Raw genomic sequence first — 15,367 nt, forward strand, 5'->3', positions numbered from 1 at the left:
CGCATCCCCCGGCATCCGCCTCCTTCTCATGTCTTGAATCAACCAAGCACTTGCACGAATCGGCTGAATCACATGACGCCGGGATTCCTGACCCGGCTTCACGCTCGGGAACGAACCCTGATCAGGCCCCCTACCGTTGAGGGCATGCCCCGCTCCCTGACCGATTCCGTGTTCATCATCACCGGCGCCTCGTCCGGCATCGGCGAGGCGGTCGCGCTGCAAGCCGCCGGGGCGGGGATGAACCTGGTTCTCACCGCCCGGCGGATGGATCGCCTCGAATCCGTCGCCGCGCGGGCGCGGTCCCTGGGGCGCCTGGTCGAAACGGTTCCCGGGGACGTGACGGACGAGCGCCACTCCGAACGCCTGCTCGACGCAGCCATGACCCGCTTCGGTCGCGTCGACGCCGTGCTCGCCAACGCCGGGTACGGACTGGAAACCAGCACGTTGCACATGGACCAGCCGTCATTGCGGCGGATGTTCGAGGTCAACGTCTTCGCCGGGTTCGACCTGCTCCAGCGGGCCGGGCGGCACCTGGTGGCGCAGGGCCGGGGGGGGCATCTGCTGATGTCCTCCAGTTGCGTCGCCAAGATCACCATGCCCTACTACGCCGCGTACTGCGCCACCAAGGCGGCGCAGAACCACCTCTGCCGCGCGCTGCGGCTGGAACTGCGGCCGCACGGCATCGAAGTCTCCAGCATTCTGCCCGTCTCAACCACCACCGAATTCCACCGCGTGGCCACCGGCGAGGACCGCGACGCTCCGGCACACACGCCCCGGCTCTTCGTGCAGACCCCGGAGCGCGTGGCCCGCGCCGTCATCCGCTGCCTGCGGCGGCCTTCGCCCGAAGTCTGGACCAGCCACACCGTACGCTTCGCCTCGGCGCTCATGACCATGTTTCCATCGCTGATGGACTGGTCGGTGCGCAAGGAGGTGGCGAAGCGGCGCGGCCGCGTGATGGGATCGGAGTAAGGCACGAGGACATCAAGCGGGACACGACCGTCGGGGAGCGGGACTCCGGCCTGCCGCCGACCTGCCGCGCCGGTCAGCGACGACTCGAACCACCGGCGCGACTGCTCGTCGTGTGCTTTCCTGGCAAGGGAAGCCCGACGATGGCGTGATGCTTCGCCAGCAGGTCGTCCATGCGTTCACGCATGGGCTTGATCGCGGCGCTGTCCAGCTGGGCGCAGCCGAGCAGCAGCAGGTCGATCAGGCCGTGGTAGTCGCTCACCGAGATGAACTCCGATCCCACGCGGGCGGGTCTCCTGCCGGCCTGGACGCCGTCGATATCACGCATGTTGTGATAGTTTCCCAGCGGCAGGCACACACAGGTAGAGCGGTACCCGTACGAGGAGAACGTGGTCGCCTCGCACGTGCCGCCTGGCATGAGCTTGCGCTGCCACCTGAAATCGGGGCGTGCTTTGGCGTGCTCAAGCAGGATGTCGGTCAGCCGGTTGGTCAGCGTCGGCTCGAAGACGCTCATGCGGTCGCCCACGCGCAGGATCGGCCCGGCGCCGATGGGGCTCTCGGCGAAGGAGCGTGAGTTCTCCAGGCAGATCAGCCGCGACTTCTTCGAAACGGTGCCCAACTGGCACGCGGCGATGGCGCCGACAAAGCCGATCTCCTCCGCCCGCGTGAGCAGAACTCCCACATGCTCGAATCCGGGCGCACGATGCGTGACATCCAGCACGGCCAGCGCCGCCGCCACCGCCGCCAGATCATCACACGCGTGGGTGTGGAGCAGGCCGTCGCGGATGACGGGTTTGGGCAGTTTCCACCGGGCGATGTCGCCGGGCGCGACGGACGCGCAGCGGGCTGGATGGCGCGGGGTCGCGGTGACGCGCTTGAAGGGCTGGGCGGCGGCGTCCAGCGCGGTGATGGCGGCGATGTGGCGGCGATCCGCGCGATCGAATACCTCGATGGCGGCGCCGACGAAATAGGGGTCATGCACGCCGCCCCGGAACTCCAGTTGCAGCGTGCCCCCGGGTTCAACACCGGTGACAACAAATGCGGGATGATCGAGATGCGCGGTGATGTAGATGGGCTCGGGGCGGGCGCGGCCCGTGGCGCGCGGCTTCTTCACCCGGCCGAGGCGCGCCACCCCCTTCGGCGCGGGCGTGATGATCAGGTTGCCAGCCCGGTCGCGCTTGAGACGCAGCCCCGGCCGCTCGGCGACCCAGTTCGCGACCCAGCGAATCACCCGATCCTCCCGACCCGCGGCGGTGGGGATGGCGGTAAGAGCGAGCAGCCAGTCGAGGTGCCGGGCGCGTGTATCGGGCGTCACGGTGGGCGAAGAAGTCATGGGCGGATTGTACGGAGCGCGGAAGGCATCGAGGAATCGAAACACACCGTTCGCGGAACAGACAACACCTCTCCGCGCCGGCCCACCCGAATACACTTCCGCCCATGCCATTTGCGCCCATCGAGGACATTCTGGCCGACCTGCGCGCCGGGCGGATGATCGTGCTGGTGGACAACGAGAACCGCGAGAACGAGGGCGACCTTGTCTGCGCGGGTGAACTGATCACGCCCGAAATCATCCGCTTCATGACCCGCCACACGCCCGGCTATCTCTGTCTGGCGATGACCGCCGCCGACTGCGACCGGCTGGACCTGCACCCGCAGACGGGCATCAACACATCGCTCCGCGGCACGGCGATGGCGGTATCGATTGACGGACACCCACGGCATGGCGTGGGGACGGGCATCAGCGCTTCCGACCGGGCGAAGACGGTGCGCATCGCGGTCGATCCCAACAGCCGACCGGATGACCTGGTGAGGCCGGGGCACATGGTTCCGCTGCGGGCGCGCGAGGGCGGCGTGCTGGTCCGCACCGGGCAGACCGAGGGCTCGGTGGACCTGGCGCGGCTGGCCGGCTGCCGACCCGCTGCGGTCATCAGCGAGATCAGCCGCGATGACGGCGAAATGGCCCGGCTGCCTGAACTCGAGCAGTTCTGCGCCGCGCACGGGCTGAAGATGTGCTCGGTGGAGCAGATCATCGAGTACCGGCTGGCCCGCGAGCGATTGGTCGAACGACTGGAGCCGAAGGCCGGCACGGTGATCGAAACTCCCCAGGGGTCGTTCAACCTCATCGCCTTCCGCACGGCGATCGACCCCCTGCCTCACGTGGCCCTCACCGTGGGCGGGGTGGGCGACCTTGACGCCCTCGGCCACCCGGTGCGGATCGACGAGCCGGTGCTGGTGCGCATGCACCGGCGCGATCTGCTGGGGGACGTGTTCGAGGAACTCTCCAACCCCACGCGGCGCGATCTGCTGGCGTCGATGCGGATGATCCAGCAGGCGCGGCGCGGCGCCATCGTCTACCTGCGGCCGGAAGGGTACGGCAACGACCTGCGCAGCCGCCTGCTTCGCCTGCAGCGACATGCAACCGATGATGTCAACACCCCCGACCTGACGCGGCCCGAAGGCGTCGGCGGAAAGGCCCAGCCGATGGATCAGCGCGAGATCGGCGTCGGTGTGCAGATTCTGCTTGATCTGGGACTGACGAGACTGAGAATCCTGACGAATCATCCCAAGACCCTGCCGGGCTTGCACGCCTTCGGGCTCGAGGTGGTGGAGCAGGTGGGGATCGGGTGAGGGGAGAGAGTGCTGAGTGCTGAGTGCTGAGTGCTGAGTGCTGAGGTGTTGTCGCTTCTCGGTTGTCAGTTCCCGGTTTTCAGTGCTGTCGGCTGACGGCTCTCGCGCCAACGGTGTGGCTTGATGTCCAGTGCCTGACGCCTTCCATCCGGAATCCGCCGCAGGAATCCACCCCCGGAATCCACCCCCCGGAATCCACCCCCCGGAATCTACCCTCGACGCCGCGTGTCTTAGTGCTGGAACGGAGCACACAACCATGATGTCACTGCTGCTCATCCGGTTCATGCTCACCTTCCTCGGACTGGCGATCATCGCGGCCCAGGCGTCATGGCGCGCTTCCGACCCGCCCCCCGCTGGCGGGACGGAGGTGAAGACGGAGGAGGCGGTCGTCACGGGCGACCCCGCCACCGCGGAGGAATTGCTTGATCGCCTGGAGCAGTCGGAGAAGACGCTGGAGAACTTCGAGGCGGGCATTCACCGCCGCACGTTCGATGCGATCTTCGAGGAAACCCAGGTCTATCTCGGCGACATCTACTTCGACGTGAATCGCGCGGGCGCGGGTCGGCGGTTCGCGATTCTCTTCAAGCGCAAGGGCACGCTGGTGGAGGCGGACGGCGCGCCCCGGATGAACCTTCGCGACCGCAACGAGCACTACATATTCGACGGCCAGTGGCTGGTGGAGAAGAACGTCGAGGACAAGCAGTTCATCAAGCGGCGCATGGCCAGACCGGGCGAGAAATTCGACCCCCTGTCGCTGGACGGCCCCTTGCCCATGCCCTTCGGCCAACCCAAGTCGGAAGTGCTGCGGTTGTTCGACGTGGAACTGGTCCAGGCCCCGGCGGAGGATTCCTTCCTGTTCACGCAGCTGAACAATGTGTGGGGGCTTCGTCTGGCGCCGAAACCAGGCACGCGCGGCGCGGAGCAGTTCGAGACCGTCACCGTGTTCTACGATCGCGCCACGCTGCTGCCTGCGGGCATTGACGCCGTGAAGGTGGGCGGCAACCGCGACATGGTGTGGCTCTTCCGCCAGAAGCGGAACGCCGGGTTCGACGCGAAACTGGTTGATGTCTCGGAGCCCACGGAGCCGGGGTGGAAGATCGACCGGCGCGACTGGCAGGAGGAGAAGCCGAGATGATCGACCAGGCGCAAGGTGCCCCCCGCACCACGCCTCGGCGAGCGATCACCTCGCTTTCACACCCCCCGCGCCGGAAAGGTCGCCGGCTTCATCTGCCCTTCGCAGCAGGGCGTATCCAGCGTGTACTTACGATAGTTCTTCAGCGGCGGCGAGTAGATGTGCAGCGTCACCACGTCCTGCCCAGCGGGCAGGGCGTTGAGCACCTGGTGAATATCCGCGTCGGGCGAGGCGCAGATGTACCCCTCACCGGCGTGATTGACCGCGCTGCACGTCAGCAGGCCCGACGGCGTGGGGTCGAACTGAATCTCCGTCACCGTACCCTGCACCACGCGGAAGGCGCAGCTCGAACCCTGGTGGTCGTGAATTGGCGAGCGCTGGCCGCTCTTCCAGCAGATCGCCACCAGTTCATACCACGGCGATTCCTTGATGATGTTCCGCTGGTAGCCGGAGTCGCAGAAGCGACAGGCGTCCTCGATGTCCGTGCGCGTGATGTCCAGTTCGCGCAGCAACCCGGACAGAACCGTCAGATCCGCACGGTCCTGCAACGAGTCAAGGTAGGCGAGGAGTTGGCGCAGCTTGGGGAAGCGCTCGGCAGCGCTTCCCGTGCAACAGCCGGACACATCCCGTTGAGCCGTGACGGTCTGCATGGAGATAGTGTACCGCACGCCGCGCCAAGTCGGAAAGGAGAAGCCGGGGAAGTTTCGTCCGGTAAACTCCCTGTCAGGGAAAATCCCTCACGGCAGGAGGCCACATGTCCCCCACCCACCTTCGGATACCCTTGACGCCCGGCGCCGCGCCGCCCCAGGCCGCCGAGCGACGATGCGCCCCGTGCCATCGGCTCCGGCCTCTCGTCGCGGCGGCCCTGATGTTCATTGCGGCGCCGGTCGTTGCTCAGCCGGAGCGCTCGACGCTGGTTCCCCCCAGGGCCGAACTCGCCGAGCCCGTCCGCAAGGCCATCGAGGCGCCTTTTCTGACCGACGAGGAGCGCAAGGATCTGCGCGTCTTTCACGGCGCGTGGGAGCCGGGCGACCTGGACACGCCGGCGCGTCGCGCCACGGTGGCCCTCAACGCCTGGGCTTTCGATGACGAATCGCTGGCCGACCCCACGGTTCCCGCGGAGATCCGTGCCGAGGCGCTGGCCCTGGCGGGCGACGTGGAGGGGGCGCTCCGCGTGCTGGACGGCGTGCGCTCGCTGCACGCCGATCGCATCCGCGCCGAGGCGCTGGAGACGATCGGCTCGCTGGAAGCGGCCGACCAGGCGATCGAGCCGGCCGTCGCGCTGCTGCTGGCCCGCGAACTGCACGACGCCGCCGCGCTCAACGAGGGCGTGCGCTCCCTCATGGTGCGCAGCCGCCTGCGGGGCCAGCCGGCCCGTGACTACCAGACGATGCTCGACCTGCTGGCGACGGCCCGGGAGCGCTACGACCGGCTGCACTGGCCCGTGCTGCTCACCGAGGCCCGGCTGCTGCTCGACAAGGACAACATGCCCGAGGCGCTGGCGGTGCTGCAGCAGGCCTTGCAGCTGAACCCTCGCTGCGCCGAGGCATGGTACGAACTGGGGCTGACCTCGGTGGCCAGGTTCGACTTCGACGGCGCCCGCGCCGCGGCCGGCGCGCTCCAGGCGCTTCATCCGGCGCACCCCCTGGCGGACCTTTTGCTGGCCGAGTCCGCCATGATCCAGAACGACCCGGACTTGGCGCTGCAGCTCCTCGACGGCGTCCTGGCGCGATACCCCAAGCAGCGCGCCGCGCTGGCCTTGCGGTGCGCGGCCATCGCCCTCACCTACGACGAGCCCGCGCTCGCCGAGGCACTGAGGCGACACGACGAACTCTCCCCCGGCAGCGCCCGGGCGCACTATGAAGTCGGACGCTTCCTCTCCTTCGACCGCCAGTACGAAGCCGCCGCCGCCGCGCTCAATGAGGCCATCGCTCGCCAGCCCAAGTGGCCCGCACCGCGCATCGAACTGGGACTGCTGGAGCTCCAGTCCGGTCGCGACGCCCTGGCGCTGAGCGCCTTGCGCGACGTGCGCGAGCTGGACCGGTACAACAAGCGCGTCGCCAACTCGCTCTTCCTGCTCGAGGAGCTGATGAGCGCCTACCGGCAGGTGGAAACCGAGCATTTCATCATCCGTTACAGCCCGACCACCGAGGATCGTGTGTTCGTGGACATGATGCCCGAGACGCTGGAGCGCATCCACGCCGCCGTCGCCGGGCGTTTCGGCCACGAACCGGACCGCAAGACCATCATCGAGGTGCTGCCCAACCACCAGTGGTTCGGCGTGCGCATCGGCGGGATGCCGTTCATCCACACCATCGCCGCCTGCACCGGCCCGGTGATCGCCATGGAGGTGCCGCGCGAAGGCCCGAGGCAACTGCACCTGGGCCCCTTTGACTGGCCGCGCGTGCTGCAGCACGAGTACACGCACACCATCACGCTCAGCCAGACGCGCAACCGCATTCCGCACTGGCTCACCGAGGCCGCCGCCGTGAGCATGGAGTTCGCCCCGCGCCGCTGGGAGACCGTGCAACTGCTCGTCAATGCCTGGCGCACCAACGAACTCTTCGACCTCGACGCCATCAACTGGGCCTTCGTGCGGCCCAGGAAACCCACCGATCGCGCCCTGGCCTACGCGCAGGGGCATTGGATGGTCGAGTTCATGAACGAACGATTCGGCGAGGAGGCGCTGGTGCGCCTACTCGCCCGCTATTTCGACGGCGAGCGCGAGCAGCAGGCCATCCCCAACGCCCTGGGCCTGTCTCGTGAGCAGTTCCATGCCGACTTCCTCGCCTGGGCCGGCGAGCAGGTGAAGACGTGGGGCTTCGATCCCCAACCGGCCTTTTCGACGCTTCTTGAAGCGGCGGGAATCGACTCCGCCGTCAGACCCGGCGAGCCCGTCACCGGCGTCACCGACGCCATGATCGAGCAGTGGCTCGCGGAGCACCCCGATCATCCGGACGTGCTGCGGCTGGCCATCGAGCGCACGCTGGCCCGCATGGATGAGCCCGACCTGATGCTGATTCCGCTGCTGGAGAAGTACGCCGCCGCGCGCCCCGCGGACCCCATGCCGCACCGCGTGATGGCGCGGATCTGGCAGCGTTCCGACACGCCGCACCGGGCCATTCCGCACCTCGAGCAGCTCGACGTGCGCGAGGAATACTCCAACGTCTACGCCGTGGCGCTGGCGGAGATGTACCGCTCGCGGGGCGACCTGGACCGGGCGATGGAAAAGATCACCCGCGCCGTGAACATCAATCCGTATCACGCTCCGATCCGCGAGACCGCCGCCGCCATCGCGCTGCAGAAGGGCGACCTGTCCCTGGCTCGGAGACACGTCATGGCGCTCACGATCCTGGAGCCGGGTCGGCCCCAGCATCAGCGGCGTCTGGAGGCGATCGAGAAGCGCATCGCCGACGCAGGCCTCGGATCGTGAGCCGCCGGCGTCGGATATGCTTCAACCATGCGCGGCATGACGCCGACACGCTGGTGTCTCACCCTCTTCGCGGCCTTCCTCAGCACCGCGCTGGTGCTGTTCCTGTTGGACACCGTGACCGGTCGCGGCGTTGTGTGGCTGAACAATATGGTGTCGGTGCTGTTTCTCCTGGCGGGCTTCATGCTCCCGATGGCGGCCGCCGCCCGGGCATGGGAGCAGCGCCGCATCCCCGTGGCGATGGTCGTGACCATGATCGTCATCGGTATCGCCGCGCTGCTCTGGGCGGGCATGATCCTCGACCTCGGCGGTCTGACGATGCGAAGTCAGGATTCCGCCTGCGCCGCAGGGATGGCGACCGCACTGGGCGCCGGAGCCGCCTTTGCGGGCCTGCTGCTCGTTCCCAACCTGTCACGAGTCGGACCGCGGGTGGTGCGCGGCATCGCGGTGGCGGCGATGCTCATCCTGTCGCTGCAGCTGACGACGTGGTTCGGGATCAGTTGGATGCTGGCGCATCAGGACACCTGGGGCACCTACTGGAGCAACGAGTTTCACGAGGACATGGCCCGCGCTGCTGGCGCGCTGGGGGTGCTGGCGGCCGCCCTTGGAATGACGACGTGGGTGCTCTCGCATACTCGATCGCTCATGGGCGAGGCGGAGATCGTTGAGCATCTTCCCTTCACGTTCACCTGCCCTCGATGCGGCGCGAAGCAGTCCGGCGAGACCGGAGGCGACGGCTGCGACGTCTGCGGGCTGTCCATCACGGTGGTGATGCTGTGAAGGCGATCAACTCCGACCGGCTGAGCGTCGCGCGACGCACCTGCATCGGTCTGGTGCTCGCCGCCCTGGGCGTGGCGGCCTGGTCGCTGCTCAATCTCATCCTGTCCGACTTCACAGACTCGACGCTGGCCGTGCGCGGCACCATGACCGGCGCCATCATGCTCGTCACATCGCTGCTCCTGCTGGCCAACCTTGGCGTGCTGGGAAAGGACGGTCGGCACGAACTGGCATGGACAGCGATGATGTCCTCCCCCATCGCCGCCTCCCTGTGGCTGACGGCCATCTGGCGGGACTGGAACCGCCATGACGAGTTCGACTGGGTGTGGCGCGGGGCCATCTGCCTGTTCCTGGCGTCGCTATGGGCCACCGTGAGCGGGCAAATCTTCATGCTCAAGGCGAGGAGCCCCCTGCTGCAGGCCGCACGGTGGGCCGCCGTGACGGCTCACGGTCTGGGCTTCCTGCTCATCGTCCTGATGGTTCTGGAGATTCTGAACATCGAGGATCGTTTCGGGCGTGGGCCTTCCACGCTCTTCACCATGCTGGTGGCGCCGCTCAACCTGGCGGCGCTCATCGGCGTCGTCGTCGTGCCCATGCTGATCCGCATGGAAAACAGCGCCGGGCGCAAAAACCCCATCGAATCGCTCGACCGGAATGTCTCCATCACACTGACCTGCCCGCGTTGCGGCTTCGAGCAGTCCATGAAGCCCGGCGTGCGACCCTGCGCCGGCTGTCAGGCGCTGATGCGCGTGGAGATCGAGGAGCCGCGCTGCGAGTGCGGCTATCTGCTCTTCCGTCTGTCAAGCCCGCAGTGCCCCGAGTGCGGGCGACCCGTTCCGCATCTGGGGGTGTGACCGGCAACCACCGAGAGGGAGCGAACGATCGGCGGCGAGCGGTCAACCCGCACCTCCCGCCCGCGGTATGCTCTGGTGTCTGGAGGTCATCGTGTTCGAACGACGCTTCACAACGTATCTGACGCTGGTGGTGCTGGCGACGGCGGTCTCGCTGGCCGCAGGGCTGGCTCCGATCGACCGGGGAGACCTGTTCGGGCGCGTGTACGACACGCTGCACAAGCGGTACTACGACCGGTCGTTCCGCGAGAGCCGGCTCCCGGAGATCGCCGCCCGCTTTCGCGAACAGGCGGCGACGGCGGAATCCATCGAGGCCGAGCGCGAGATTGTTCACCGCTTCCTCGAAGAGGTGCCCGCCAGCCACCTGCAGATCATTTCCTCGCGGGCGCACCGCAGCATGTTCAAGGCGCTGATGAACGAATCAGAGCTCATGTGGGGGTTCGAACTCATCGAACTCGACGGAGCGTACTTCGTTCACACGCTGCTGGAGGGTGGGCCGGCGGCGAAGGCCGGACTGATGACGGGCGACCGCGTGCTCACCATGAACGGCGTCAGCCCGCGTCAATCACCCCTGCTGGACCTTCGCACCGACGACGCCGCCCTGCCCGACCCGCCGATCCACGCCGTGCTCCCGCCTGAGCCGACACCGGCGGATGCCGACGGCGTCGAAGCGGCCGGGGCCGACGATGATGCCGAACACGGTCGGGCAGGCGGCAAGACGGAACCGCCCCAGCCCCATCGCGTTCGGCTGGTGATCCAGCGCGAAGCGGACGGCCCGGAGCAGAACCTCGACATCGATGCGGCCGAGTATGCGGCCTTCGACGCCGCCAAGGCCAGCATTCGCGTCATCGATCGCGGCAACCGGAAGATCGGCTACATCCACTTCTGGTACATCCACATGCAGGGACCGGATCGACTGCTGGCGGCGGCGATGCGGGACCAGTTCAGCGACTGCGACGCCCTCATCCTCGACCTGCGGGGTCGAGGCGGCAACGCCATGATGGTGCCGCAGATACTCGCGGTGCTCGAAGGTCGCCGTGTCCCGTGGCGAAAGCCGGTGGTCGCCCTCATCGACGAGCTGACCCGCAGCGCCAAGGAGGCGATCGCCTACGAGATTCGAGAGCGAGGCGTCGGACGACTGGTTGGCGCGACCACCGCTGGCGCCCTGCTGCCGGCGACGTTTGTGGACGTGGGGGAAGGGCACGTGCTGATGTATCCCGGCATGAAGCTGCCGAAGTACTCCGACGCCGTGGAAGGCAAGGGAGTGCTGCCGCACGTGGAAGTCGCCCCGCTGCGTCGGTTCAACAACGGGCGTGATCCGATCCTCGAGGCCGGTATCGAGGAGGCGCTGCGATTGATCGTCACGGCTCCTGACCCGAACTGAAGCCCGGTTCTCGTGGATGAACGACTCTTTCGTGCGATGACGGTGTCAAAAAGGACGACCCCCGCCAAGGGTTGCCTGACGGGGGCCGTGACATCGGCGACGACCTACTTTCCCGCGGAGCAGTATCATCGGCGGCCCGGGCTTAACTTCTGAGTTCGGGATGGGATCAGGTGGATCCCCGGACCTGTGGTCACCGACAAATCCGTGGCTGGGCTTTCGCCCTGCCACGGGAGATGTTGGAGTGCGTGAGAAGCGGGTGTGCGCTGGCACACCGAAGGTGTGTGTCTGTCCGGCGCAAGGCCGGAACCGACCGGGGATGACGCTCAGCGCGGAGCGCGCTGAATGAGACATCGGATCCCGGTTGGTGCGATCAAGTCATTGACCGTTCGTACTGCTTTGCTGAAGACATTACTGTCCTTACACATGCAGCCGATCAACCCGGTGGTCTTCCGGGGGTCTTTCGTCTTGCGACATGCAACACTCATCTCAAGGGGTGCTTCCCGCTTAGATGCTTTCAGCGGTTATCACTGCCCCATGTAGCTACCCAGCGATGGACCGAGCGGTCCAACTGGCGCACCAGGGATGGGTCCCTCCCAATCCTCTCGTACTAAGGAGGAGTCCTTTCAGTGTTGCAACGCCCACGGCAGATAGGGACCGACCTGGCTCACGCCGGTCTGAACCCAGCTCGCGTACCACTTTAATCGGCGAACAGCCGAACCCTTGGGACCGCCTTCAGCCCCAGGATGTGATGGGCCGACATCGAGGTGCCAAACCGCGCCGCCGCTATGGACGCTCGGGCGCGATCAGCCTGTTATCCCCGGGGTACCTTTTATCCGTTGAGCAACGACCCTTCCACTCGGGATCGCTGGATCACTAGAGCCCTCTTTCGAGACTGCTCGACCAGTATGTCTCGCAGTAAAGCCGGCTTATGCTCTTGCACTCGAGGCACGGTTTCCAACCGTGCTGAGCCGACCTTTGCGCTCCTCCGTTACTTTTTGGGAGGAGACCGCCCCAGTCAAACTGCCCGGCATACACGGTCCCTCGCCCGGCTTCACGGGAGTCGAGGTTAGGTCACAAGCATGCACAGGGTGGTATTTCAACGTTGGCTCCATCCCGGCCGGAACCGGAACTTCAAAGCCTCCCACCTATCCTACGCAGTACAGGATCGTGACCAATGTAAGCCTACAGTAAAGGTCCACGGGGTCTTTCCGTCTTGCCGCGGGTAGGCGGCATCTTCACCGCCACTACTATTTCACCGAGTCGGTGGTGGAGACAGTGCTCCAGTGATTACGCTATTCATGCGCGTCGGAACTTACCCGACAAGGAACTTCGCTACCTTAGGACCGTCATAGTTACGGCCGCTGTTTACCGGTGCTTCGGTCGCCAGCTTCGGGTTGCCCCTAACCGACTTCCTTGACATTCCGGCACCGAGCAAGCGTCACACTGTATACGTCCTCTTGCGAGTTAGCACAGTGCTGTGTTTTTGATAAACAGTTCCCAGAGCCTTTTCTCTGCGCCCTCTGTTGCCAGTAGGGCCCCCTTGTTGCGAACGTACGGGGTTAATTTGCCTAGTTCCTTCACCACCGTTCTCTCGAGCGCCTGAGGTTATTCACCACGCCTACCTGTGTCAGTTTTAGTACGGACTTCGTGCTTGTCACCGGACGGCTTTTCTGGGAACCGCTCCATCCGACATCGGCCCGAGGGCCTGGACGCTTCACTGTCCCGTCGAACTTCACGATCCGTCACGCCGGATCAACCGCACACGAAGGGGCCGGAATATTAACCGGCTGTCCATCGACTACGCCACTCGGCCTCGTCTTAGGATCCGCCTAACCCTGGGCGGATTTACCTTCCCCAGGAAACCTTAGGCTTTCGGCGAGCGGGATTCTCACCCGCTTTATCGTTACTCAAGCCGACATATTCACTTGCTGCCGCTCCAGAACCCCTTCCGGGACCCCTTCGCAGCTGACAGCAACGCTCTCCTACCGGTCGTCAGAGACGACCCCGCAGGTTCGGTACAATCCTTGATTCCCGATCATTTTCGGCGCCGGATTCCTCGACCAGTAAGCTGTTACGCACTTTTTAAATGGTGGCTGCTTCTAAGCCAACATCCTGGCTGTCACGGCAATCCGACTGCCTTTCGAACTGAGGACTGTTTGGGGACCTTACCTGGCGGTCTGGGCTGTTTCCCTTTTGACTGCGAAAATTATCTCCCGCAGACTGACTCCCACGACAGGGCCGCACGGTATTCGGAGTTTGGTTGGAGCGGGTATCCGGGTAGGACCCCGAACCCCATCCAGTCGCTCTACCCCCGCGCGGTGGCTCGTGAGGCTAGCCCAAAAACTATTTCGGAGAGAACGAGATATCTCCCAGTTTGATAAGACTTTGACTCCTCCCCACAGCTCATCCCATAACTTTTCAACGTTAACGGGTTCGGCCCTCCAGGCGGTGTTACCCGCCCTTCAGCCTGGCCATGGGTAGATCACTGAGGTTTCGCGTCTACCTCCTGCGACTCGACGCCCATTTCAGACTCGGTTTCCCTTCGGCTTCGTCTCGGAGAGACTTCGCCTGGCCGCAGAAAGTAACTCGTCGGCTCATTATGCAAAAGGCACGCCGTCACCCCGAAGGGCTCCGACCGCTGTGTAAGCATACGGTTTCAGGTGCTTTTCACTCCCCTTGTCGGGGTGCTTTTCATCGTTCAGTCGCCTTACTGGTCCACTATCGGTCGTTGAGGAGTATTTAGCCTTGGAGGGTGGTCCCCCCATCTTCATACGGAGTTTCACGAGCTCCGTACTACTCTGGTGCGCCGAGGCCTCCTTCACGTCTGCTACGGGACTGTCACCCGCTGTGGTCCAACTTTCCAGAAGGTTCACAGACGATCCAAAGTACCATGTTGGCGTCCAAACCCCCGTCCGAAGACGGGTTTGGGCTGGTCCGCTTTCGCTCGCCGCTACTCACGGAATCGCGGTTGCTTTCTCTTCCACCGGGTACTGAGATGTATCAGTTCTCCGGGTTCGCTTCCGACGCCTATGCATTCAGCGCCGGATACCCGCCGAAGCGGGTGGGTTGCCCCATTCGGAAATCCCAGGATCACAGCTCGTTTACCAACTCCCCTGGGCTTATCGCAGGTTTCCACGTCCTTCATCGCCTCTCAACGCCAAGACATCCACCGTATGCCCTTGGTGACTTGATCACACCAACCCGAACCCGATTCGTCCCGTCACCCGTGTGACGACCGAAAAAGTCCTGGTCGGCCGACCAGCCGGGGCGCCTTTTCAGCCCCGGCGACCACCGCCCGGCCTTCCGGATCGGCAGTCGTCGCTCAGACACTCACCTATTCGTTCTCGGTGTACGCTGGCACACTCCCCGTCGCCATCGACGAGGAGCCCGCGTCAATCTCACGCATCCAACTTGTCAAAGATCGCCCCGGCGGCCGAAGCCGCCTTGCCGAAAACGTCTTGCGACGCTTCGTGGGAAGCCCAGAAGGGTATCCGGCTCCCAACCGCTGTCAACCGGCCCGCCTTCTCATTTTTTGTGTTTTTCGCATCCGTCGTGAACGCCTCCTCGATGGGAACGCAAAAACCGGCTTCCGTTTCTCGGAAGCCGGTCGTTCACGACCTGTCCACAGGATGTCCACAACCCGTCGGCGGTTTCAGAGCCCAGAACTGCCTCTCGACAGGGCCTGGCGTTCCGGATCCGACGAGTCCGAAGCCGGATCGCGCACCACCAGCGTCCCATCCGGCAGCGAGACGACCACTTTGCCGCCACGAGATGTGGAAGTGGTTCGACCCTCATCGGGAACTCGCAGCACGTCCTGCACGAAGGCCGACGTTCGGAAGTCCACCGACATCGCCTGCCCATCGGACGTCTTCGAGCTCTCAACCTGCCCGATCGGCTCGCCGGGCTGAACGCGGAAGGACTTGAGATACCACTGTCCACGGAACAGCCGATAGACCTCGATGGTGGCTTCGCCGATGCCCAGCGCCCCCGCGGCGTCGTCGGGACGGGCCGCGGTGACGAAGAACCGCGTCAACGGCTTGACCGTCACCGGGTCGGACCACTCGCTGGTCTGCACGTTCATGCACACATCCTTGGCCAGCTGCTGCTGACTGGGGACGAGGAACGCGGTCTTCCCGAAGAACGGGTTGTACACCCGCGCGGTGATGCGGTACCGATAGGTCGCACCCGGGGTGACCTTC

Annotated in this window: 9 protein-coding genes and 2 rRNA genes; 7 read left to right on the forward strand and 4 right to left on the reverse strand. The window is 65.3% G+C overall.

Annotated features, from left to right (window positions below):
• Positions 1-144 precede the first annotated feature (144 nt).
• Positions 145-969, forward strand: coding sequence for an SDR family NAD(P)-dependent oxidoreductase (locus HRU76_00840; protein ID QOJ16229.1), 825 nt, complete (start codon positions 145-147; stop codon positions 967-969).
• A gap of 73 nt (positions 970-1,042) precedes the next feature.
• Here the strand turns inward: HRU76_00840 and HRU76_00845 are convergent, their stop codons facing one another.
• Complete coding sequence (locus tag HRU76_00845; GenBank protein ID QOJ16230.1) at positions 1,043-2,299, reverse strand: hypothetical protein; 1,257 nt, start codon at positions 2,297-2,299, stop codon at positions 1,043-1,045.
• A gap of 104 nt (positions 2,300-2,403) precedes the next feature.
• Between HRU76_00845 and ribB the strand changes: the two genes are divergently transcribed.
• The gene (ribB, locus tag HRU76_00850; protein ID QOJ16231.1) at positions 2,404-3,594 is read left to right on the forward strand and encodes a 3,4-dihydroxy-2-butanone-4-phosphate synthase; all 1,191 of its coding nucleotides are present in this window, start codon (positions 2,404-2,406) and stop codon (positions 3,592-3,594) included.
• A 256-nt stretch (positions 3,595-3,850) separates the two neighbouring features.
• Positions 3,851-4,729 carry a hypothetical protein gene (locus HRU76_00855; protein QOJ16232.1) on the forward strand — a complete coding sequence of 293 codons (879 nt, stop codon included), beginning with the start codon at positions 3,851-3,853 and terminating at the stop codon, positions 4,727-4,729.
• A gap of 56 nt (positions 4,730-4,785) precedes the next feature.
• On the opposite strand, the gene HRU76_00860 is transcribed toward HRU76_00855, so the two are convergent.
• Positions 4,786-5,376, reverse strand: coding sequence for a cysteine dioxygenase family protein (locus tag HRU76_00860; GenBank protein ID QOJ16233.1), 591 nt, complete (start codon positions 5,374-5,376; stop codon positions 4,786-4,788).
• A 104-nt stretch (positions 5,377-5,480) separates the two neighbouring features.
• On the opposite strand from HRU76_00860, the gene HRU76_00865 reads away from it, so the two are divergent.
• The 4 genes from HRU76_00865 (at position 5,481) to HRU76_00880 (ending at position 11,168) form a co-directional block, all read left to right on the forward strand.
• Positions 5,481-8,159: a tetratricopeptide repeat protein gene (locus HRU76_00865; protein QOJ16234.1), complete on the forward strand. Its 2,679-nt coding sequence runs from the start codon at positions 5,481-5,483 to the stop codon at positions 8,157-8,159.
• 36 nt (positions 8,160-8,195) lie between these two features.
• On the forward strand, positions 8,196-8,936 hold the full coding sequence (locus HRU76_00870) for a hypothetical protein (protein QOJ16235.1): 741 nt from the start codon (positions 8,196-8,198) through the stop codon (positions 8,934-8,936).
• Positions 8,933-9,787 carry a hypothetical protein gene (locus HRU76_00875; protein QOJ16236.1) on the forward strand — a complete coding sequence of 285 codons (855 nt, stop codon included), beginning with the start codon at positions 8,933-8,935 and terminating at the stop codon, positions 9,785-9,787. The genes HRU76_00870 and HRU76_00875 overlap by 4 nt, the downstream gene beginning before the upstream one ends.
• 91 nt (positions 9,788-9,878) lie before the next feature.
• Positions 9,879-11,168, forward strand: coding sequence for a hypothetical protein (locus tag HRU76_00880; GenBank protein QOJ16237.1), 1,290 nt, complete (start codon positions 9,879-9,881; stop codon positions 11,166-11,168).
• A 91-nt stretch (positions 11,169-11,259) separates the two neighbouring features.
• Here HRU76_00880 and rrf read toward each other — a convergent pair.
• Both rrf and HRU76_00890 read right to left on the reverse strand, forming a co-directional pair.
• Positions 11,260-11,366, reverse strand: a 5S ribosomal RNA gene (gene rrf, locus HRU76_00885).
• A 170-nt stretch (positions 11,367-11,536) separates the two neighbouring features.
• Positions 11,537-14,365 (reverse strand): 23S ribosomal RNA (locus HRU76_00890).
• Positions 14,366-15,367 lie beyond the last annotated feature (1,002 nt).

The sequence above is a fragment of the Phycisphaeraceae bacterium genome (assembly GCA_015709595.1).
Classification (GTDB): Bacteria; Planctomycetota; Phycisphaerae; order Phycisphaerales; family SM1A02; genus CAADGA01.

Coding starts and splice junctions, on each gene's coding strand:
- HRU76_00840 (QOJ16229.1), top strand. CDS start 145: ATGCCCCGCTCCCTGACCGATTCCGTGTTCATCATCACCGGCGCCTCG.
- HRU76_00870 (QOJ16235.1), top strand. CDS start 8,196: ATGACGCCGACACGCTGGTGTCTCACCCTCTTCGCGGCCTTCCTCAGC.
- HRU76_00855 (QOJ16232.1), top strand. CDS start 3,851: ATGATGTCACTGCTGCTCATCCGGTTCATGCTCACCTTCCTCGGACTG.
- ribB (QOJ16231.1), top strand. CDS start 2,404: ATGCCATTTGCGCCCATCGAGGACATTCTGGCCGACCTGCGCGCCGGG.
- HRU76_00865 (QOJ16234.1), top strand. CDS start 5,481: ATGTCCCCCACCCACCTTCGGATACCCTTGACGCCCGGCGCCGCGCCG.
- HRU76_00845 (QOJ16230.1), bottom strand. CDS start 2,299: ATGACTTCTTCGCCCACCGTGACGCCCGATACACGCGCCCGGCACCTC.
- HRU76_00860 (QOJ16233.1), bottom strand. CDS start 5,376: ATGCAGACCGTCACGGCTCAACGGGATGTGTCCGGCTGTTGCACGGGA.